This is a genomic window from Aeromicrobium sp. REDSEA-S38_B2 (genome assembly GCF_001628525.1).
GTDB classification, from domain to species: Bacteria; Actinomycetota; Actinomycetes; order Propionibacteriales; family Nocardioidaceae; genus Aeromicrobium; species Aeromicrobium erythreum.
On the sequence record NZ_LUNH01000025.1, the window covers coordinates 61,124 to 81,066 of the forward strand.

General features: G+C 66.7%; 19 protein-coding genes, 1 tRNA gene and 1 pseudogene. 8 read left to right on the forward strand and 13 right to left on the reverse strand.

Going from position 1 to position 19,943, the window contains the following annotated elements:
* Positions 1 to 520 precede the first annotated feature (520 nt).
* The 9 genes from A6Q81_RS06865 to A6Q81_RS06905 form a co-directional block, all read right to left on the reverse strand.
* Positions 521 to 2,485, reverse strand: a complete 1,965-nt coding sequence (locus A6Q81_RS06865; RefSeq protein WP_286689955.1) for a hypothetical protein — start codon at positions 2,483 to 2,485, stop codon at positions 521 to 523.
* Entirely contained in the window at positions 2,482 to 3,513 is a 1,032-nt protein-coding gene (locus A6Q81_RS06870; RefSeq protein WP_286689956.1) for a site-specific integrase, read from the reverse strand. Before A6Q81_RS06870 ends, A6Q81_RS06865 begins: the two co-directional genes overlap by 4 nt.
* Positions 3,514 to 4,271: 758 nt before the next feature.
* A complete protein-coding gene (locus tag A6Q81_RS06875; protein WP_286689957.1) occupies positions 4,272 to 4,478 on the reverse strand; it encodes a hypothetical protein in 207 nt (68 codons plus the stop codon).
* A 582-nt stretch (positions 4,479 to 5,060) separates the two neighbouring features.
* A complete protein-coding gene (locus A6Q81_RS06880) occupies positions 5,061 to 6,974 on the reverse strand; it encodes a heavy metal translocating P-type ATPase (RefSeq protein ID WP_286689958.1) in 1,914 nt (637 codons plus the stop codon).
* Positions 6,975 to 7,075: 101 nt separating this feature from the next.
* Entirely contained in the window at positions 7,076 to 7,441 is a 366-nt protein-coding gene (gene cmtR / locus A6Q81_RS06885; RefSeq protein WP_286689959.1) for a Cd(II)/Pb(II)-sensing metalloregulatory transcriptional regulator CmtR, read from the reverse strand.
* Positions 7,442 to 7,481: 40 nt separating this feature from the next.
* Positions 7,482 to 8,225 carry a cytochrome c biogenesis CcdA family protein gene (locus A6Q81_RS06890; protein ID WP_286689960.1) on the reverse strand — a complete coding sequence of 248 codons (744 nt, stop codon included), beginning with the start codon at positions 8,223 to 8,225 and terminating at the stop codon, positions 7,482 to 7,484.
* Positions 8,222 to 8,797, reverse strand: a complete 576-nt coding sequence (locus A6Q81_RS06895; RefSeq protein ID WP_286689961.1) for a TlpA family protein disulfide reductase — start codon at positions 8,795 to 8,797, stop codon at positions 8,222 to 8,224. The genes A6Q81_RS06890 and A6Q81_RS06895 overlap by 4 nt, the downstream gene beginning before the upstream one ends.
* Entirely contained in the window at positions 8,794 to 9,273 is a 480-nt protein-coding gene (locus A6Q81_RS06900; RefSeq protein WP_286689962.1) for a hypothetical protein, read from the reverse strand. The genes A6Q81_RS06895 and A6Q81_RS06900 overlap by 4 nt, the downstream gene beginning before the upstream one ends.
* 66 nt (positions 9,274 to 9,339) lie before the next feature.
* The gene (locus A6Q81_RS06905) at positions 9,340 to 9,726 is read right to left on the reverse strand and encodes a hypothetical protein (RefSeq protein ID WP_286689963.1); all 387 of its coding nucleotides are present in this window, start codon (positions 9,724 to 9,726) and stop codon (positions 9,340 to 9,342) included.
* Positions 9,727 to 9,896: 170 nt separating this feature from the next.
* Between A6Q81_RS06905 and A6Q81_RS06910 the strand changes: the two genes are divergently transcribed.
* Together A6Q81_RS06910 and A6Q81_RS06915 are read left to right on the forward strand one after the other, a co-directional pair.
* Positions 9,897 to 10,559: a DsbA family protein gene (locus A6Q81_RS06910; RefSeq protein WP_286689964.1), complete on the forward strand. Its 663-nt coding sequence runs from the start codon at positions 9,897 to 9,899 to the stop codon at positions 10,557 to 10,559.
* Positions 10,560 to 10,903: 344 nt separating this feature from the next.
* On the forward strand, positions 10,904 to 11,149 hold the full coding sequence (locus A6Q81_RS06915; RefSeq protein WP_286689965.1) for a hypothetical protein: 246 nt from the start codon (positions 10,904 to 10,906) through the stop codon (positions 11,147 to 11,149).
* Positions 11,150 to 11,263: 114 nt separating this feature from the next.
* Here A6Q81_RS06915 and A6Q81_RS17205 read toward each other — a convergent pair.
* Positions 11,264 to 11,398: pseudogene (locus A6Q81_RS17205) on the reverse strand (helix-turn-helix domain-containing protein); the annotation flags it as partial.
* A gap of 238 nt (positions 11,399 to 11,636) precedes the next feature.
* Between A6Q81_RS17205 and A6Q81_RS06920 the strand changes: the two are divergent.
* Positions 11,637 to 13,151, forward strand: coding sequence for a hypothetical protein (locus A6Q81_RS06920; RefSeq protein ID WP_286689966.1), 1,515 nt, complete (start codon positions 11,637 to 11,639; stop codon positions 13,149 to 13,151).
* Positions 13,151 to 14,077 (forward strand): DNA adenine methylase, encoded by a 927-nt coding sequence (locus tag A6Q81_RS06925; protein WP_286689967.1) that lies wholly within the window; start codon positions 13,151 to 13,153, stop codon positions 14,075 to 14,077. Before A6Q81_RS06920 ends, A6Q81_RS06925 begins: the two co-directional genes overlap by 1 nt.
* Before the next feature lie 19 nt (positions 14,078 to 14,096).
* On the opposite strand, the gene A6Q81_RS06930 is transcribed toward A6Q81_RS06925, so the two are convergent.
* The 3 genes from A6Q81_RS06930 to A6Q81_RS06940 form a co-directional block, all read right to left on the reverse strand.
* The gene (locus A6Q81_RS06930; RefSeq protein WP_286689968.1) at positions 14,097 to 15,557 is read right to left on the reverse strand and encodes a hypothetical protein; all 1,461 of its coding nucleotides are present in this window, start codon (positions 15,555 to 15,557) and stop codon (positions 14,097 to 14,099) included.
* 68 nt (positions 15,558 to 15,625) lie between these two features.
* Positions 15,626 to 15,874: a helix-turn-helix domain-containing protein gene (locus A6Q81_RS06935; protein ID WP_286689969.1), complete on the reverse strand. Its 249-nt coding sequence runs from the start codon at positions 15,872 to 15,874 to the stop codon at positions 15,626 to 15,628.
* Positions 15,875 to 16,008: 134 nt separating this feature from the next.
* A tRNA-Glu gene (locus A6Q81_RS06940) sits at positions 16,009 to 16,084 on the reverse strand.
* Between the two features lie 90 nt (positions 16,085 to 16,174).
* Between A6Q81_RS06940 and A6Q81_RS06945 the strand changes: the two genes are divergently transcribed.
* From A6Q81_RS06945 to A6Q81_RS06960, 4 genes are all read left to right on the forward strand, one after another.
* On the forward strand, positions 16,175 to 16,516 hold the full coding sequence (locus A6Q81_RS06945) for a metallopeptidase family protein (protein WP_256475015.1): 342 nt from the start codon (positions 16,175 to 16,177) through the stop codon (positions 16,514 to 16,516).
* A 4-nt stretch (positions 16,517 to 16,520) separates the two neighbouring features.
* The gene (locus A6Q81_RS06950) at positions 16,521 to 17,171 is read left to right on the forward strand and encodes a pirin family protein (RefSeq protein ID WP_286689970.1); all 651 of its coding nucleotides are present in this window, start codon (positions 16,521 to 16,523) and stop codon (positions 17,169 to 17,171) included.
* A 116-nt stretch (positions 17,172 to 17,287) separates the two neighbouring features.
* The gene (locus tag A6Q81_RS06955; RefSeq protein WP_286689971.1) at positions 17,288 to 18,649 is read left to right on the forward strand and encodes an FAD-binding oxidoreductase; all 1,362 of its coding nucleotides are present in this window, start codon (positions 17,288 to 17,290) and stop codon (positions 18,647 to 18,649) included.
* On the forward strand, positions 18,646 to 19,941 hold the full coding sequence (locus A6Q81_RS06960; RefSeq protein WP_286689972.1) for a class I SAM-dependent methyltransferase: 1,296 nt from the start codon (positions 18,646 to 18,648) through the stop codon (positions 19,939 to 19,941). The genes A6Q81_RS06955 and A6Q81_RS06960 overlap by 4 nt, the downstream gene beginning before the upstream one ends.
* The last annotated feature ends 2 nt before the right edge of the window (positions 19,942 to 19,943 follow it).

Genomic DNA, 19,943 nt, shown 5'->3' on the forward strand with positions numbered 1-19,943 from the left:
TGAGTGTGAGGGGCGGCACACCATTCGTCAAGCGCTTCACGTGACGGGGACCACGTGCCGGGCCCTGGAGATGCCTTGGTGTAGTGCCTTCAGGGCGCATGGGCGGGCGTGACGCAGCACGACGGCGTCACGGCGCGACGCCGGAGGACGCGGCGGTGACGCGTGCGAGAGGGCGGGCCGCCGAGCGACCCGCCGGTGGTGAGGGGTCCACGTTATTCGTTTCGGCCTCTCCTGCTTGGCCCCGTGAAGTCAGTTGGTCGACTTCCCTACGACAGGGCTGCCCGTTTCCTAGAGTTTCCGAACGCTCACGATTCGCCTGGAATGGCGGCGGAGTCGCGCGAGGTTGGCCTCTCCCGGGCTGCTGGATACGGGCTGATCGCCGCGTTCGGACGCCGAGATTTGCGGCTTCTCCGGGCTGACCTTCACAAGACGGTTCGACGGCGCGAACTGGGTCGATCTTTCCTAGAGAAAGCCCCAGCCGACGGCGACGCCGTCGGCTGGGGCTGGGAGTGGCGCGGTGTTATGCGGCGGGCTGTTGCAGCCTCGCGAGCAGGGTCTCGCGGTCTCTGGTCTGTTTCGTCTTTGACCGGTCCGGGAACGTGAGTGGTTCGCCGGGTGTTCGGTCGAAGGCGTGGTTCTCTACGAAGCGTTCGTAGTTCTTGTAGTTGGTGACCGCGATGGTGCAGGCGGCGAAGAGCATGTTGAGCGAGTTCTTGTAGGCACTGAACTTGTACATGCTGTGGTCGCCACCGGATGGGCTGACCAGTGTGGAGAAGAACCGTTCGGTGTCGGATCTGTAGGCGGAGTGGAGGTCTTCGTGAGCCCATGTTCCGCTCATCAGTGGTTGCCAGCGCTTGAGGGTGTCGGCGTCCATGATGATGCTCACTTGGTCCACCAAGCAGACGGTCGGCATGGGTCCCGAGGGGTGTCTCTCGAAGGTGGGCAGGTCGCCCGGCAGATCCATCGACGCCGGGACGCGGGAACACCTCGCCCGACCTGATGCGGCAGGGCAGGAGACCTGCACCCGGTAGGACCCCTCAACGGACTCAGCAGACTTTGCGGACTTCGAGGGGCGTCCCGGCTTGGCGTTCACCACGGGCGTGGGGCGTCCGTTGAGTGGCATCGCAGCGGCGGAGAGCACCGCGTTGGTGTGGTTGTGGATGCTGACGAGCGACCCGTCGCTGGAGAGTACCGGGATCGGGGGCTCCCAGCGGGGCCTGACATGAGGCTTGCGCCTCTTGCCGTCGGTCGGCACCCGTTCGAGTAGATGATCGATGGTGCGTTTGGCGGCAGGGCAGGTGATGCACCCGTTGAAGAGGTAGGGCCCAGCGCCTCCGGGCGCGTCGTCCAGTCCGAGGGCAGTTTTCCGCTTCTCGGACAGGTGCACGCTGTGCGACAGGTCGATGCCCTGTGTCCAGTGCTCCGGATAGGTGACGAGGGTGGAGAAGCCCATGTCGATGAGGCTGGCGTTGAGGCCGTCGGCGCCGGGGTACCCCATGTCGAAGGCGATGTAGTGGCGGCTCCGCCCTCTGCGTTCGGGGCGGATGCCGAAGTCGATCATGCTCTGGAGCGACCTCAGGACGGCGGGACCGGAACCCTTCGACGGAGCACCGATGTTGACGCCGAGGGCGAGCGAAGGGAGTATCGGCGTCCCGACTCGCGACATTCCCACGACGACCGTCAGTCCGAACGCCTCGGCCGCCTTGTACTGGCGGGTGAAGGCAGTGAGCCGGGTTGTCTGCCGAACGGGGATGGTGCGCTTGCCGCCGAGACCGCTCGTGGTGACGCAGATGTGCTCGTCGGCTCCAAGGTCGCCAGCGAAGCCCTTGAGGACGCCGGTGGACAGGTCGTCCGGGTCTGCTGTGGGGTGGAACCTCTTCTGGAGGGCGTAGAGGCTCCCGCGGATCGCGATCTGGTTCACGAGAGCGTGGGAGAGGCGTTCGCGTTCGATGTAGATCGGGTCGGACTGCCACTCCTCGATCGTTTCCTTGGAGTGGCGTCGACCAGCGTGACCGTAGGTGGTCTCGATGGCTTCGAGCAGGGCCGCGAACTGCTCGGCCAGGCGCTTCTTCTCCGCGTGCCAGGTGTCCCGGTGCAGTTTCCGTTCGGCGGGGCTGAGGTTGTCGTGCTGCTGACCGGGCGCCTTGCCCATGTCTCGCTGGCGCGCGGCGTCTCGCCATCCCGGGTAGCCCAGCGCGGCGAACTGTGCCTCGGTGTAGCGGGACCAGATGGCGTCAAGCATGTCGTCAGCGGTGATGACGCTGATGGCCCGGTACACCAACTCCATCACGCAGACCAGCATGAGCCTCGGCGGATGGATCGGAAGCCGTCGCTTGGGTCCACGCCTGCGCCCGGCGTACGCCTGCGGGGGCTTGTGCGTCAGGAGCGTCGTCAGTGCTCCGGAGTGGTCGATGATGCTGGCCGCGATAGCCAGGACCAAGTCGGTGTTGTCGACCCGGGTGATCGCGGGAGAGTCGGCGCTCATCGCAGTGCTCCCGTGTGACGGTGCGCAGCCTTGAAGGCCTTGAACACGTCCTCGGTGGACGGGGTGTCGAGGTCGCCGACAAGGTCCGACGGCAGTGAGTTGCCGGGCTTGATGCCTGCCATCGCGCAGACGGTGGTGAACGGGATCGACATCGAGAGCAGCCTGCTGATCCAGGTGTGACGTGCTCGCGGGACGGTGAACGGTCGCCACAGTTCTGTCTGCCTGAGGATCAGGAGGTTGGTGTCGGAGATGAGGCTGCTGTAGGCCCGCGCGGTCGGGCGAAACAGGCGCTCGTCCGGTCGTTCCTTCGCCAGCGGACGCAGACGGGCCGCCGTTCGGGCTTCGAGCGGGACGACGCGGAACTCTCCGTCCTCGTTCGGCACGTACAGGCAGGGGAGCCCGTGCTCCTCGGAGAACCAGTCACCACGGGCGCGAACGATCTCCGCCGAGTTCAACCCAGCACCCGCTGAGAGGCCCAGGAGCACATGGGCTGCGTTCTTGTACTTGCCTGCGTTCTCTGCCCCTCGGTACAGGTCCTGCAACCCTCGCTGGTCGAAGGCCTTCTGTGGGCGCCGCCGCCTTCCTGCTGCGGGTTGAGGTCCGCGACGCAGCCGCCGGAGGCCGGCCATCCGGGTCGCGCGAGAGGACTCGGCGTGCTGTGGCCAGACCTTCGGGATCCTGTCGACCAGGACGTGATCGACCAGGTCGATGTCGGGGTCGAAGCGGCCGAGGTGCTGATGACACCAGACCGCGTAAGGCATCGTCTGCTTGTAGAGGCTGCGGTCGGACTCCTCGGAGCGGAAGCGGTGTCGGATCGTCAACGCGATGACCGTCTCTCTGACCGCCTCGACGGCCTCCGGGCTCAGGCGGAACGTCCACTTCAGGAGCATCTCCCGACGTCGTGCCTGTTCTTCATCGGACTCGACGGTCCGAGCGACTCTCGCGGCGGCGGGCACCACGTCGTCTTCTGCGCGCTGTCTCGCGGCGGCGTCGCTCAGGCGGGGGCTGTCGAGGTAGCGGCGGCCCATCAGAGGCACCGTCCGTTCGTCGCGTCAACGCCGACGTGGTGCGTGCGCTGACGCCGCGCGGGTGCACATGTCATGTGTGCCGTCCATGGACGGTGGGAGCCGTCAGTGCGGGTGGGCACACTGGGGGCAGTGAAGTTGTTCATGGTCTTGCTTCCTTTGTTAGGGGTGGGTGAGACCGGACCCGTTCGATCGGGTGCAACGTGAGGCCTTGGCCTCAGTGGGCGGTGAGGGTGCCACCTCGCCGCCCATTCACTTCTTCAATGCTGTGCGTATGCGCACAGTGATCGTGGAGTCCGTCATGCCAGCGCGTCAATCCCTTCCTGCTGGCTTGCAGTGGATCTCGGCGACTCGATGGCAACCGTCCAGTCAGGGCATGACAGCGAGCCGTCGTCGGCGCGCGATATGTCAGCGGGCGCGCCGCCCGACGCATCGACCCTGACCGAGATGCCTGCAATTCCGGAGCCAAGGGGCACTTCCGGGCCTACTGTCGTACGTACGACACGTGAAGTACGTACGACAAGCGACAGGTGGATTGGATGCCCTCTGACACAACTGGACGGAACGCAGGCCAGTCGCCGAGGCTTGTCGAGCCTGGTGAGTTTTGGGATCCAGCGCTGCATCACGGGCGCTGCAAGCCGCCAGGACGAGCGCGAACCGTAGAGAGTCTCGCAACCCACGAGGTCTCCGCTGTTCTTGCACCGGACGGCACTCGCTACTGCGCGTTCTGCCTCCGGTGCCTCGCTGCCGCGGGGGAACGATCACGTCGGCACATCTGCGACGACTGCGTTCGTCTGCGCAAGACGCACATCCAGAGGATGCGCCGTCACCCGGAAGTGGCAGCCGACGCAGATGTCGCGCAAGACGTCCCTGAGGCTCGGATCCGCGTCATGGCGGACGGCCGACAGATCGTCGAGATTCCTGCCGAACTCCTCACCGAGATGTTCCGAGCGCACGACGGGGTCCAAGCCGCCATCAGCAGGGCGTCAGCCACCTTCCGACGTTCAGAGCGCGGCACGTGGCAGCACAATCTCTTGCTGAAGTCCAAGACGTTGCACGTCGCAATGGACGAGTTGAGAAGGGATCTGCGTGAGGACGCCCAGCGTCTGGCGAGAGACCGCGAGTCTGGGCCGGTGAGAGTCATCAGCCCAGGGCGAGGTGGAGTAGGACGGTGACCGAAACCGCGGTCGGGCCGAAAGTCAGCGAGCCGTGAGTGAGTGCCGCCGGGCGAGCGACCGATGGTCTCGGCAGCGGCTAGCGCGGCGCTCCGCAGTGAACCACAGATCCGTCGGGTGCAGCCTCGACGTAAGCGCGGCCCTCCGCGGCGAAGCGCTCTTCGTAGTTCAGTGCCTCCCGGGTCGCCCTGATGTCGGCGTCCCATCGGCGTCGGGTCTCGGCCTGCTGCTGCGGCGACTGCTCGTCGTACGGAGCCTCGGCTTGATCTGTCATGGCGGTGCTCCTGTCGAGGAGTCTGACGCCCGACTCGGGCTGCCAGTCAAGACACACGATACGGGCGCTGAGGATGCAGCGCCGTGTCTCGGGTCACGAGGTCAGGAACGACGTTTGACGATCTCGAAGACGGTTCTTCCGCCGACGGCCGCTGGCTGGCAGCAGCCGTCGGCGCACGTCGCGGGTGCTGATCGAGGGCTCGGCTCAAGGGCGCGCTGCGGACGGAGCCGGGCGGCGCGTGCGCCATTGGCGATGACGAGAACCTCGGCGACCTCATGAACCAGGACGACGCCCGCCAGGCCGAGGACGCCGAAGAGCGCGAGGGGGAAGAGCACGATGATGATCGCCAGGGCGAGTGCGATGTTTCCGGTCATGATGGCCCGTCCGCGGCGGGCGTGAGCGATAGCCGCGGGTATCTGCCGCAGGTCGTGTCCAGTGAACGCGATGTCAGCGGACTCGACCGCGGCAGCCGAGCCGGTGGCGCCCATGGCGATGCCGACCGTTGCTGAGGCGAGCGCAGGGGCGTCGTTGATGCCGTCGCCGATCATCGCCGTCGGGGCTTCTTCGCTCATGCGCCGGACCACGTCAGCCTTGTCGGCAGGCATCTGCTCGGCGAACACCTGGTCGATGTCAGCCTGCCGGGCGAGGGCGTTTGCTGTCGCTCGGTTGTCGCCGGTGAGCATCACGGCTGAGATACCGTCGCGGCGAAGGTCGCTGACGGCTGGTGCTGCGCTCGCTCTGAGGTCATCACGCACGCCGATGACGCCGACGACATGTTCGTCGCGCTCAACAACAACGACGCTCATCCCGTCGGCGGCCATCGCGGACGCAACCTCGGCGAGCGGTCCGGGGTTGATCCAACGGGTGTTGCCCAGGCGCACGTGGTTGCCCTCGACGATGCCGATCACGCCTTGCCCGGCGTGCTCCTCGACGTCTGCGGCTGTCGGCGCCTGGTCGACGGCGCTGACGACGGCTTGGGCCAGGGGGTGGGTGCTGGACTGCTCCAGGGATGCCGCCCACGCCAGCACTTGGTCTCGGCTGAAGCCATCGGCGGTCTCGACGCGGCTGACGCGCGGCTCGTTCGCGGTGAGGGTGCCGGTCTTGTCCAAGGCGACTTGTCGGATGGTGCCGAAGCGCTCGAACGCTTCACCGGACTTGATGATGACGCCGAGACGACTTGCCGAGCCGATTGCTGAGATCACCGTGACGGGTACGGCAATCGCCAGGGCGCAGGGCGATGCTGCGACGAGCACGATGAGCGCCCGCTCGATCCACACGTCCGGATCTCCGAAGAGCGATCCGATGATGGCGACGACGGCAGAGACGACGAGCACGGTTGGGACCAGCGGGCGCGCGATGGTGTCGGCGAGCCGCGCGCGTCGGCCCTTTCGTAGGTGCGCTTCGTGAACGAGCCGAACGATGGTGGTCAGTGAGTTGTCGGTGCCGTCCGCCGTCGCGCGCACTCGCAGCGAGCCAGACCCCAGAACAGAGCCTGCCAGTACGTCGTCGCCGGGGCCGCGGTCGACGGGGATCGACTCGCCTGTGATGGCGGAGGTGTCCAGGCTGGAACGACCGGACTCTACGAGCCCGTCGGTGGCGAGACGATCTCCGGCGCCCACCACGAGGACGTCGCCGATGTGCACGTCGGCAACGGCGACGTCATGGACGTGCCCATCGCGCAGCACTCTGGTCGTCTCGGGTACGAGGGACAGGAGCGCTGAGAGTCCGTGTTTGGCCCGATCCATCGCCCGGTCCTCCAGTGCTTCCGCGATGGAGAACAGGAACGCCAGGGCGGCAGCCTCGGCGATGTGCCCGAGGATGACAGCGCCGGTCGCGGCGATCGTCATGAGCAGGCCGACGCCAAGATGGCCGCGGGTCAGGTGGCGCAGGGTGTCGGGCACGAAGGTCAGGGCGCCCGAGGTGAGGGCTGCGACGTGGAGCGCCGCCGACAGGCTGTCGGCTCCGAGGATCCATGACGTCAGGTAGCCCAGGACGAGGAAGAGCCCGGAGGTCACGGGAAGCGCTAGACCTCGATCGGTCCACCAGGGCGGGAGGGGGACGACCTGGGTCGGGGCGTCGGTCGTCGCGGCTGTGTCGGGTCCGCAGCACTCCTTGCTCACGACTCCACCTCCGTAGCGGGTCCGCAGCACAGAGGTACGTCGCAGTGCTCATCGGTGCAGGGTTGGCCGTCATCGACGGCGAGCACGACCCGCAGCAGTTCCTGGATGGCGCGAGTCAGGTGCGCATCTGCGATCTCGTAGCGTGTTCTGCGGCCCTCCGGGGTAGCGACGACGAGTCCGCATCCTCGAAGGCAGGCGAGATGGTTCGATACGTTCGTTCGCGTCAACCCGAGGTCCTCGGCCAGGGTGGCTGGGAAGCCGGGGGCATCGAGCAACGCGATGAGGATGCGGGCTCGGTTGTCGTCGGTCATCGCGCGTCCCAGGCGGCTCATGGCCGCCAGGCGCGTCTGATAAGTCAGCACATGCTGACCATACAGTGACGACTGACATAACGGAACCGTGTCAGATGGGCGCCGTGTAGGACAGTGCCCAACCTTGAAGGGAGTTCACCAGCGACTGCCACAGCCCGGTCAGGAGCAGTACACCGACGATGATCATCATCGTTCCACCCAGGATCTGTATGAGCCGATGGTGACGCCGCACCCAGCCCACTGCGCGGAGCATGCGTTGGTAGGCGATCGCGGCCGCAATGAACGGGAGGCCCAGTCCAACGCAGTACATCGCGGTGAGGAACGCTCCGCGCCCGGCGTCGGCCTCGGAGGTCGACATCACCAGGACGGTCGCCAAGGTCGGCCCGAGGCACGGTGTCCAGCCCACCCCGAACATCGCACCCAGCAAGGGCGCACTGCCGACCCCCACTCGAGGCAGGTATCGCATGCGCCACTCTCGTTGGCCGAACCGCGCCAGGCCGATGAACCCAAGGCCCAGCATGATCGTCAGGAGTCCGAGGAAGATGTTGATGGCGCGCTGGTAGGCCAACAGGTGCATGCCGATGGCCCCGAAGAGCGCCCCATAGGAAACGAAGACGGCACTGAACCCGAAGACGAAAAGCGAAGCGCCCGTGGCGACCCGCGCTCGGTGATCGCGGAGATCGGCTCCGGTCAGCCCGCTGACGTAGGACAGGTAGCCCGGCAGTAGGGGCACGAGGCAAGGGGAGAAGAAGGACACGAGACCGGCGGCGACCGCGATCGCGGCGGCCAGGACCAGCGGCCCTTCGGCCACGATGGAAAGACTCGACTGCGTCACTGTCGACCCTCGGACTCGGCTCGCACGTCCTCGATGAGTGCGGTGAGGGTCGAGTAGGTCACCTTGTCGAGCACTCGGACCGCTACTCGTCCCTCTGTGTCGAGAATGTAGGTCGTGGGAACTGCAACCGCGGGGAGGGAATCGGCGAACGTGGTGAGCAAGGCGCCGGAGGAGTCACTGATGCTGGGATAGGGAACTTTCAAACGGCGAGTGAACGCCAGCGACGCCGTGGCCGACTCACGAACCGCGATACCGAGGAACTCCACCTCGCCATCGAGTTCACGCGCAATCTGACTCAGAGTCGGCGTCTCCTCCCGGCACGGCGGACACCAGGAACCCCAGACGTTGATCACGACGACCTTCCCGCGCCACTGCTCGACGTCCACGGGATCACCCTGGAGGTCCTCGCCGCGCAGGGCCAGGGCCTTTCCGCGCTCGGAAACTTCGAGGCGACTGATGCCGACCGGCGCACCCTCTCCTTCCGATCCGGGGCCCTGTGGCGGAGACGCCAGCCCGCACCCCGTGACGAGGCACGCGAATGCAAGCGCCGCGATGACCCTCGTGGTCCTCACCGGGGGACCCCTGTGCTCGTTCGCGCATCGAGCCCCTTGCGTGCCGTGCTGATCAAGGCTGGATGACGGCCCTTTCGTAGGTAACTGCGGGCCCGGTCGACCGCCGCTGCGTCCACGGTCTCCAGAAAGCCGCCGGTCGGCATCAGTGCCCCCGGACCCGCGTCGGGATGCTCCGCGACGTGTCGCCGTACTTCCGAGACAGTGGGTCTCACGAACCCGTTCGACTTCCCCAGACCGGCAGTGGCATTGAGTTCGGCTCGCGCGGTGCGGCGGAAGGCGGCGATGCGCGGGACTTCCTCCGCTCGGCGCGGCTCGACGCTGTCGGTGGCGGACAGCGCGGCGCTGAGGTGGAGCGTCGTCTCGCGGATGTAGGCCATATCGGCTTGACTGAAAAGTTCTGAGTAGGAACCGGCGCCAGAACAAGCGCCGACGCTGAGCAGAGCGAATGTGGACAGGACTGTGGAGCGAAGGTGCATCGGATGGTCGTTTCGATCGGAAGCGTGAGAGATGGTGCGGGCGCCCGGAGTGGGCGTCGCGGAGTCTCAGCAACGACGTACGACTAGCCGGTGCAGCGGTTCCGTGGCGAATCGGTTGGCGTCAGTGGTGAACAGCGGTCGAAGTCGCCAACGTCTTTGCACCACTTCCCGACCCCCGGGCCGGGGGCGCCGAATCAGCGAGAACAACATGCCTGCGCAGATCAGGAGAGGCCCGCATACGCCGACAGCATCACCAAGACTGTCACTGGCCGCCGTCATCGCTTGGTCTGACGGCTCAGACGGTGCCTCTGCGGTTTGGCTCGTCGCCGAACCCTCGAAGAGCCCGACGAAATCGCTGTGGTCCGTCGGCGAGGAGACCACTGCTAACACGATCAGGATGAAGGTGGCGACGGCGCTCGCGCGGACGCGGAACGCGGCCTTCGCATCCTTCATGCGCGTGACTCCTCGCGATCGACGAACTACTACACGACGTAGTATGACCGGTCGTGAACCAGCCGTCTACGGCGCGACGAACCGAACAGGCCACACCTCGGGCGGGAACTATTCACGGAGTCGGCGCGTCAGTCAGGGCATCGACCTCAATCAACCCAGCGGAAGAGACCATGAGCGAGACCCGCACTAGGCCCACGATCAAACCCGCACTCTTCATCTCGGCCCTCGTCGTGGCCCTCTTCGCGTCATTCGTCATCTACGACGCCACACGCGGCGACGACAAGCCCGATGGCCGATCGCAGTCGGTCGCCATCCAAAACGACACCCACGTTCTGGACCAAGGCCCCGATGGCAGCCCCACCCTCGTGGAGTTCCTGGACTTCGAATGCGAAGCCTGCGGCGCCTTCTACCCCCTCGTGGAGCAGATGCGCGAGCGCTACGACGGCGAGGTCACGTTCGCCGTGCGCTACTTCCCTCTCGACGGACACCGCAACTCCCGCAACGCCGCCTACGCCGTCGAGTCCGCGGCCCGTCAAGGCAAGATCGAGCAGATGTACTCGATGATGTTCCGCACCCAGAGCCAGTGGGGCGACCAGGATGTCGACCACGCCGACACCTTCCGCGGGTTCGCTCAGGACATCGGACTCAACATGAACCGCTACGACCGCGACGTCGCCAGCGACTCTGTCAAGCAGCGCGTCGAGCGCGACTACCAGGACGGTCTCTCCCTCGGAGTGACAGGAACCCCGTCCTTCTTCCTGGACAACGAGCGGCTCGAACCCCAGTCAGTAGAAGACTTCTACGGCAGCATCGACGATGCATTGGCTCAATGACTCACGTGTCCACGCGGGATTGCCAGGACGGGTGAGGTGATCGAGGGAGTACCAGGCTCTCTAGTGGCCGAGCCAGAGTCGCGGTCGGCTCACTAGTGCGCGCGCCCGCTGAAGTTGCGGCAACCCTCCCGCTTGACCATCGAGTGGCACTACTTCTCGGAGGCCCCGCGGGACCCGATCGCCCGCGCGAGCATCCGTTCCCCAGCACGTACCGAACGAGCGTCGCCCTCGTCGCACAGATCTGCGGCTGCGATCAGCGGGGGGACGCCCGCGCCTGCTCTCAGGTCCACGCCGGCGGGCAGACACCGTAACGCGACGTTCGGACGCGACGACCTAAGCAGGCCATGCCCTCGAACGAGGTCATCCAGGTCGCCGCTAGCGCACCACAAGAGGCGCGACCCACCGACTACTTCAAGGTCGGCAGCGACAAACTCATCGAGCACTGCCTCGTGAACGCGGTCATCGCTCAAGAGAACCGCAAGGTTCGCAGGGTGAATCCTGTAGCGCTTGAGAGAGTCCGCTCGGCGAGCAAGACGCGCCCGCCACACGTCTGTCGACGATTCATCGCGGAGTCGAACCCGAACGCGTGACCGTTCAGAACTCGACATCCACGGGCTGGTGGAGCCTGCTGCCTCTTGGGCGGCCGCCCAGGCCACCCGTGCCGAGAACGGCCGGTGCGTAGCGGGTCGAGGTCGCTCGACAAGCAGGGCCAGACTCTGCTCGTCAATGAGCCAGTCCCGTCCAAGGCGCATCGCTTCGAGATGTCCCGACCGGATGAGCGCGCGCACGCGAGCGGGCGTGACCGCTAGGCGCTGAGCGGCGTCCGCGGTCGTGTGCATACACTCATAATACGTTCAGTGACCGTGAGAGCCCTCCAGTGGCAGTGCTGATACGGGATCCGAGCGCCCGTATGCGAGTGGGCGTGGGCCGAAAGACCGGGGAGTCGCCCCCATTCGGCGCGTTCCCAAACCATGACCCGCAAGGATGTGCAGGATTGGGGCAGCCCGCTCGATTGGCCGGGTCAGACCGCGAGCGCGACACGCGGAGCCCGTCCATGAAACCTGCGGTGAGGAACCCATGACTGACCAGCCGAGTAAGCGGCCACTTCTCCCTGCCTTCCCAGCCCTCACTGTCGCGCTGACTGACTTGCAACTGGATCTACGGAACTCGCGCTTCAGTCGTGACGCCCACGACCAGGCCGATGCCCTGGAACTCATGCTCACGATCGCGGGCGAGCAGTGCATGGAACTGCTCCGCGACATCTCTCGGGCGGGACGACTGAACAGTGCCGACCCGCTCATCGTGTTGCAAGACGACAGCGGATTCGTCGTGCTCGAAGGGAACCGACGCACGACGGTGCTGAAGTTGTGGACCGACCCCGGTTCCGTACGCGACTCGACGCTGGCCAGGCGGTTCCGAAGTCGAGTCGAACGGCTCGCTCAAGAGAGCAACTTCAGTCCGCCTACTCATGTCCAGGTAGTCGTGGCGCCCTCGGAGGAGGAAGCCGAACCATGGATCGACCTGAAGCATTCAAGCGGCAACGGAGGCGTCGGCACCGTGCCATGGGGAGCCGCCATGAAGGATCGCAGGCTCGCTCGGTCGGATCCATCGAAGACCACACGCGCCGCTGCCTTCGTCGGGTTGGTCTCAGATCAACTCGGGCACGTGCCGGACCTCCAGGCAGATCTCGAAGTGGTTCGAGATAAGCGCTACACGATGATCAAGCGCTTCGTTGACCGTTCGATCGTGCGGGAACTGTTGGGTCTTGAGTTCGCCGACGGAAGGATGACGTTTCTGCATGGCGCCGAAGCCACGGCCCCAATCCTGCGGCGGGTGATCAGCGACTTCGCGCAGGACAAGGCGCCTTCCGGCAAGACTTGGGCGCGCGAACTCGACACCGTGAGTGACTTCGAGGCCTATCTCTACACCTACCGGCATCTTCTCCCGGTCCCGCCGACGAGCCAAGGAGAGCCCGAACAGGACGGTGGTCAGCCTGCGCCAGACCCCGCCCCCGACGGAGTCGATGGCCCCGCCGACGGCGAAGCCACCTCATCGTCAGGACCAGGTCGACCCGGTCGACCTGGCGTTGGCGGCCCGGCAGAGTCTCAGAGCGAGGACGACGAAGGGCGGCGCCCGCGTCCGACCCCTGCGGACGATCGGATCTTCCGCGGACTAAACCTTGACCAGTTCCCGCCGCGTGTTCAAGAGATCACGCGTCAAGTGTCGCTGTTGGACGTGTCGAGTCGCTATGAGGTCGTCGCTATCACTCTCCGCGTGGTCCTCGAACTGACGACCCACCATTTCCTGAAGAAGACCGGAGTCGTGGAACCTCCGAGGTATCTCGACAAGTTGCTTCGCCAGGCGATCAAGACGTTGGAACCACAGGCTGCCAGCGAACTGCGGGAAGCAGAGGTCACGTCGGAACTGAGCAAGGCTTACCACGCAACGACCAACAACGAGATCCGACTCCTGCAGTACGCGCTGCACGATCAGAGTGCCAGCCGGACCGCAAGTGAAAGCATCGCCATCGCCCGCCGATACCAACCTCTGCTGGTGGCCATGAACGACTGGTTGAGGGAGGATGATGCTTGATGAGGTACCTCTCGGCGCTCCGATACCCCGGAGGGAAAGCGCGTCTCGCGCCCTACCTCCGGCGACTCGTAGAGGTGCAGGAGCCTCGCCCGCGGCAGTACGCCGAACCCTTCGCTGGCGGAGGGGGCGCAGCCCTGCGGCTCCTGAAGGATGATGTAGTCGACATCATCCATCTCAACGACCTGAACCCTGGCATCGCCGCGTTCTGGCGTGCTTCGTTGGACCAGCCAGAAGCCTTCTGCCGGATGATCGAGACCATCGACGTCAGCGTCAGTCAGTGGCGCGAGCAGCGTGCGATCTACGAGAACCCGGCCGGGCGCGACGACCTCGCACTTGGCTTCGCCACCTTCTTCCTCAACCGCACCAACCGCTCTGGCATCCTCGACGCTCGTCCCATCGGCGGCTTCGACCAGAGCGGAACCTGGAAAATCGATGCCCGGTTCAACCGCGCGGGCTTGGTCCAGCGCATCAACGCGGTCGCGGACATGCGCCACCGCATCTACGTCACCGAACTCGAAGGCATCGAGTTCCTGCGCAGGTTCTCCGAGTCCGCCCAGGACGTATTCGTGTATGCCGACCCGCCATACCTTGTTCAGGGCGAAGGTCTGTACCTGCACGCCTTCGACGCCGACGACCACGTCGCCCTCGCAAACCTGCTTACTGAAGCGAACTTCCCGTGGCTTCTCACCTACGACGACGACCCTCGCATCACGGAGCGTCTCTACGGGGACGGTCGATGCGCCACGTTCGACATCGCGCACACGGCGCACAAGCAGCACATCGGCAAGGAGGCCGTGATTTTCTCTCCGGACCTCACGATCCCTGACATGGCCATCACTCGAACGACGGACGCGGCATGGGTGGCGTCGCGGGAAGACAATTCAGCGCCCCCGCGGTCTGCGATTGGTGCTGGCCGCCGAGCGTAGGTCCAGGCATCGGCGTCCGCTACTCGCCCGCCCGATCATCCGTCTCATCGCCGTAGGCGCGGGCAGCAGCATCCCAGGGGCCGGACTCCCAGGCTCTAAGCAAAATCGGGTTCGGGTTGACCGGTCGATCGCGGAAGGCCGCGCTGAGGGAGAACGTGGACCGGCGATCATCTGGTTCTGCCTCGATTGTCTCTAGGACCGCACTTCCTGGGCTTGTCGCTGCAAGCGCCACCCAGGTCTCGACCTCGCCTGCGGACGCGATGCTGATGGGTAGATCCGGACGAGTCCGATCGAGCACTGGTGCGTGGAAGCCGCTGTTCAGAAGATGGAAGTCCTCCATGGTGACGACCAAGCCGACCCGAGGACGGTCTGTGGGAATCTCATCGAAGAGGGGATCGCCCGCTTCGATCAGCGCGTCGTCACGCTCAAGTTGACGGATCGCCTTACCGATGCGGCTGCGCACGGTTTCCGCCCACTCAGGCTTCCCCGCGCGCACCACCTCTGTCGGGCGGGTCGACTTCACTTCGACGAGCACCACTACTTCGGGCAGGACCACAACGAAGTCGATCGGCTCTGTGCCGTCTGTGCCCTGCCCCCAGCGGAACACCTGCGCATCGGGGATGAGGCTCAACTGATCGCCGATATACGGCTCGAACAGGTAGCCCAGGTCTCGGGAGAAGGCTGTCCCGTGCCTTTCCACGCCTGCGTGGTAGATCCCCAGCGGGCTCAGGCGCCATACGAGCAGGTGGGCGCTCGGAATGATCCACTGGTCGGTGAGGCCTGAGATGACAGGACGGCTCACGAGCGGGTTGTGCTCGTACCGACGCCACGGCGACGAGACGACCGGACCGTTGGACTTCTTGAACTCGTCGGCAGAGATCACGTAGTTGTCGATCATCGCTTGGCGCACGCTGTCGCGATCGGCGAACTCCCACAGTCGATCGAAAGCCGGAGAGTCGAGCCAGGTTGGGTCGAACACGCCCCCGTTGGGTGCGACGGAGATATGTAGAAGTTGGCCTGCCGCCACAAATGTCTGGAGGTCGCATCCGAAGAGGTCCGCGTCCCAACCAGGTTGGATGACCTCTGTGTCGCGGGCAGCGGTGGTGTGAGACAGAAGGGCGACCGACCGGCTCATCTCCTGGTGGAGCGGCAGTTGGAACGGGAACTGCTCGGCGGCCAGACGCAGGAATAGTCCTGGTATGTCGTCGGCGTCACCCACGAATTGTGGGTCGTCGAGCGCGTTGAACGCGTTCGTGCACTCGATGACGGAACGTTCATCGGCCACGTTGCGGAATTCGTTCCCCGCAGCGAGGCTGACCCGCGAAATCTCGGCCAGCGACCAGGGAGTTCCGAACCCGGTCCGGCCGGGCTGACTCCACTGTTCTGGATCGAGCCGCGCCGACCCGACCCGAGCGAGCAGCGGAACCAAGGTAGATGGTGTGTATCGCCTCACGATCGAGACGAAGTCTGCGTCCTCCATAGCAACCGCCTGGGGTAGCGAGAGCCGAGCGAAGAACCCTCTGACAACGACTTCGAGCCTACCTCGGCTCAGGTGGAGGGGAAGAGATCCGCGACGCTGATATCGAGGGCCTGGGCGAGCATCGGGAGATGACTCGCGCCGAGGTCCTGTTGGCCACGTTCAAGCCTCGACAGCGTGGAGTGGTGCACTCCAACGGCCTCGGCGACTGACGCCAGGCTCAGGCCAAGTTCAGTGCGACGCGCGGCAACGCGGTGGCCCAGTTCCGCGAGCGTCGCCTGGCCGCCTTCGGACCTGCCCGAGGGTTGGGTACCGGGCATCGTCTCACTCCTTGATCGGGCAGGTTTGGGAGTTCAAACCCTCCCGCAACTTGTGCGGGCCTACTTCGATCTGAGTCTGGCGTTGCAGTGCAATCAATTACCGCAGGGAGTGGGTCGAAATAGGTGGACCCCTCTGGTACCCCCTACGGGATTCGAACCCGCGCTACCGCCTTGAAAGGGCGGCGTCCTGGGCCGCTAGACGAAGGGGGCGCGGCGGACCCAGCATACGGGTGGCGGGCCCCGTCGGCCTGCACGCCCGGGTCCCCACCGGCCCTCGGGCAGGATGGGGGCGTGGTGGAGATGAGCGAGGACCGGTTCGCCGAGCTGGTCGAGGCCGCGTTCGCGCAGGTGCCGCAGGAGCTGACCGCGCTGCTCGACAACGTCGTGCTGTTCGTCGAGGACGACGCGCCGGCCGACGACCCCGACCTGCTCGGTCTCTACGACGGGGTGGCCCTCACCGAGCGCGACACCGCCTACGGCGGCGTCCTGCCCGACCGCATCATGATCTTCCGCCGACCGACCCTGGCGATCTGCGAGACGGAGGCCGAGGTCGTCGAGGAGGTCGGCATCACCGTGGTGCACGAGATCGCCCACCACTTCGGCATCGACGACGAGCGCCTGCACGAGCTCGGCTATGCGTAGCGAGGTGCGCCGTGCAGGCGAGCGGTACGTGACCGAGGGCGACGGCGTCCGGACCCTGCACTCGTTCTCCTACGGCGTCCACTACGACCCCGCCAACACGGGCTTCGGCGCCGTCGTGGCGGTCAACGAGGAGGTCGTCGCCCCGGGTCGCGGGTACGCCGAGCACCGCCACAGCGACGTCGAGATCGTCACCTGGGTGCTCGACGGCGAGCTCGCCCACCGCGACACGACCGGGACCCACGGCACCGTGAGACCCGGCACGGCCCAGCGCCTGAGCGCGGGCGACGGCGCGCGGCACGAGGAGCTGAACGCCTCCGGCGTCGAGCCGCTGCGGTTCGTGCAGACGATGCTGCGCTCGCGGCACGCGTCGGCGCCGGAGTACGCGTCGCGCGACGTGCCGACGGGGCCTGGCCTGCACCCCGGAGTCACGCTGCACGCCGACGCGGAGCTGCTCGTCGCCCGCCCGAGCGTCGACGCGCCCGTGACCGTCCCCGCCTCGCCCGCGCTCCTCGTGCACGTGACGCGTGGCGCGGTCGAGGTGTCGGGCGAGCTGCTCGGTCCCGGCGACGCGCTCCGGGCCGACGAGGTCGAGGGCGACGTCGTGCTGGCGGGTGATGGCGAGGCGCTCGTGTGGCGGCTCGGCGCTGCGACCTGACGCCTGTGGCGTGAGAGCTGGGCCGTGAGAGCTGGGCCGTGAGAGGTGGGCCACAGTAGTTGACGTTTGCAACCTCCGGGTGGCGTCTGGAAAAAGGTCGCACTTAGGCTGAGGTCATGGCTGACGTCATGAAGGGGTGGACCGAGCACCAGCGCGCCGTCGACCGGCTGCTCGCCTCCTACGCGGCGATCCCGGCCGGATCGCCGGTACGACTGGCGAAGCGGACGAGCAACCTGTTCCGGCCGCGTGCCGCGACCGACGCGCCGGGGCTCGACGTCAGCGGGCTCGACGGCGTCGTCGCCCTCGACGTCGACGCGCGCACGGCGGACGTGCAGGGGATGTGCACCTACGAGGACCTCGTCGACGCGACCCTGCCGCACGGGCTCATCCCGTACGTCGTGCCGCAGCTGCGCACGATCACGCTCGGCGGCGCCGTCACCGGTCTCGGCATCGAGTCGACGTCGTTCCGCAACGGGCTGCCGCACGAGTCGGTGCTGGAGATGGACGTGCTCACCGGGTCCGGCGAGGTGGTCACCTGCCGCCCCGGCGACGACCTCTTCGACGCCTTCCCGAACTCCTACGGCAGCCTCGGCTACGCCACCCGCCTGCGCATCCGCCTCGAGGCCGTCCCGCCCTACGTCGCGCTGCGCCACGTCCGCTTCGACGATGCCAAGCAGGCGGCCCAGGCCCTCGCCGACGTGACCGAGACCCAGCAGTGGCACGGCGAGCCGGTGCACGGTCTCGACGCCACCGCGTTCACGCCCACCGAGGTGTACGTGACGCTCGCGCGGTTCACCGACGAGCCGGGCCCGACGTCGGACTACGCGGGCCAGGACATCTACTACCGCTCGCTGCAGCGTCGCGAGACCGACCGGCTGACCATGTACGACTACCTGTGGCGCTGGGACACCGACTGGTTCTGGTGCTCGGCCGCGTTCGGTGCCCAGCAGCCCCTCGTGCGTCGGCTCTGGCCGCGACGCTGGCGTCGCTCCGACGTCTACCACCGCCTGGTCTCCCTCGACACCCGCGTCGGGCTGAGCAGGCTGCTCGACCGGGTCAAGAAGGTCCCCGGTCGCGAGCGCGTCATCCAGGACGTCGAGGTCCCCGTCGACGCCGTCCCGGCCTTCCTCGAGTGGTTCGACGCCGAGGTGGGCATGCGGCCGGTGTGGCTGTGCCCGCTGCGCACCACCCGGGCCTGGGCCGGCTACCCGCTCGCGCCCGGCGAGACCTACGTGAACCTCGGCTTCTGGGGCACGGTCGTCGTGCCGGCCGGGACGCCCGAGGGTGCCGTGAACCGACGCATCGAGGAGCACGTGCACACCCTCGGCGGCCACAAGTCCCTCTACTCCGAGGCCTTCTACGACGAGGACACCTTCGCCCGGCTCTACGGCACCGCCGCGCTCGACGCGGTGCGCGCCGTCCACGACCCCGAGGGGCGCCTCAGCTCCCTGTACGAGAAAGCGGTGAGGAACTCATGAGCAGCATCCGCGAGAGCGAGACGTTGACGATCGCCGAGGCCGTGTCGCGCCTGATGCGCGACGGCATGCCGTTCCGGCTCGAGGCGTACGACGGCAGCAGCGCCGGGCCGGTGGACGCGCCCTTCACGGCGCGACTGGTCAACGAGCGCGGCCTGGCCTACCTGATGACCGCCCCCGGCGACCTCGGCTTCGCCCGGGCGTTCGTCTCCGGCGACCTCGAGCTCGACGGCGTCTCGCTCGCCGACCCCTACGAGATGATGGCGCTCGTGCAGAGCCGCCTGCGCCTGCGCGTGCCCGGCCCGGCCGAGCTGCTGCAGATCGTGCGCAGCCTCGGCCTCTCGAACCTGAAGCCGCCGCCCCCGCCGCCGGAGGAGCACCAGCCCCGCTGGCGTCGCATGGTCGAGGGACTGCGTCACAGCAAGGCCCGTGACGCCGAGGCGATCCACCACCACTACGACGTCTCCAACCGCTTCTACGAGGTCGTCCTCGGCCCGTCGATGGCCTACACCTGCGCCGTCTTCCCCGACGAGGACGCCACCCTCGAGCAGGCGCAGTTCGAGAAGTTCGACCTCGTGTGCCGCAAGCTCGGGCTCAAGCCCGGCGACCGGCTGCTCGACGTCGGCTGCGGCTGGGGCGGCATGGTCCGCCACGCCGCCCAGCACTACGGCGTGCAGGCGCTCGGTGTGACGCTGAGCCGTCAGCAGGCGGAGTGGGCGCAGCAGGCGATCAAGGACGAGGGCCTCGACCACCTCGCCGAGGTCCGCTTCGGCGACTACCGCGACGTCGAGGAGGAGGGCTTCGACGCCGTCTCCTCGATCGGCCTGCTCGAGCACATCGGCGTCCGCAACTACCCCGACTACTTCACGTTCCTGCAAGGCAAGCTGCGCGTCGGCGGTCGGATGCTCAACCACTGCATCACGCGTCGCGACGGGTCGCTGTCGACCAAGGCGGGGGCCTTCATCGACCGCTACGTCTTCCCCGACGGCGAGCTGGCGCCCGTCGGCACCATCGTGACCGCCATGCACGACCACGGGCTCGAGGTCCGCCACGTGGAGGACCTGCGCGAGCACTACGCGCTCACGCTGCGCGACTGGTGCCGCAACCTCGAGCAGGGCTGGGACGACGCGCTGGGTGAGGTCAGCCTCGGCGTCGCCAAGGTCTGGGGCCTGTACATGGCCGGCTCGCGGCTCGCGTTCGAGCGCAACGAGATCGGCCTGCACCAGGTGCTCGGCGTCAAGGTCGGCGACGACGGAGACGCGCAGATGCCGCTGCGTCCGACCTGGGGCAGCTGAGG

Coding starts and splice junctions, on each gene's coding strand:
- A6Q81_RS06935 (WP_286689969.1), bottom strand. CDS start 15,874: ATGCCCGGTACCCAACCCTCGGGCAGGTCCGAAGGCGGCCAGGCGACG.
- A6Q81_RS06905 (WP_286689963.1), bottom strand. CDS start 9,726: ATGAAGGATGCGAAGGCCGCGTTCCGCGTCCGCGCGAGCGCCGTCGCC.
- A6Q81_RS06910 (WP_286689964.1), top strand. CDS start 9,897: ATGAGCGAGACCCGCACTAGGCCCACGATCAAACCCGCACTCTTCATC.
- A6Q81_RS06870 (WP_286689956.1), bottom strand. CDS start 3,513: ATGGGCCGCCGCTACCTCGACAGCCCCCGCCTGAGCGACGCCGCCGCG.
- A6Q81_RS06925 (WP_286689967.1), top strand. CDS start 13,151: ATGAGGTACCTCTCGGCGCTCCGATACCCCGGAGGGAAAGCGCGTCTC.
- A6Q81_RS06865 (WP_286689955.1), bottom strand. CDS start 2,485: ATGAGCGCCGACTCTCCCGCGATCACCCGGGTCGACAACACCGACTTG.
- A6Q81_RS06955 (WP_286689971.1), top strand. CDS start 17,288: ATGGCTGACGTCATGAAGGGGTGGACCGAGCACCAGCGCGCCGTCGAC.
- A6Q81_RS06900 (WP_286689962.1), bottom strand. CDS start 9,273: ATGCACCTTCGCTCCACAGTCCTGTCCACATTCGCTCTGCTCAGCGTC.
- A6Q81_RS06930 (WP_286689968.1), bottom strand. CDS start 15,557: ATGGAGGACGCAGACTTCGTCTCGATCGTGAGGCGATACACACCATCT.
- A6Q81_RS06915 (WP_286689965.1), top strand. CDS start 10,904: ATGCCCTCGAACGAGGTCATCCAGGTCGCCGCTAGCGCACCACAAGAG.
- A6Q81_RS06960 (WP_286689972.1), top strand. CDS start 18,646: ATGAGCAGCATCCGCGAGAGCGAGACGTTGACGATCGCCGAGGCCGTG.
- A6Q81_RS06920 (WP_286689966.1), top strand. CDS start 11,637: ATGACTGACCAGCCGAGTAAGCGGCCACTTCTCCCTGCCTTCCCAGCC.
- A6Q81_RS06945 (WP_256475015.1), top strand. CDS start 16,175: ATGAGCGAGGACCGGTTCGCCGAGCTGGTCGAGGCCGCGTTCGCGCAG.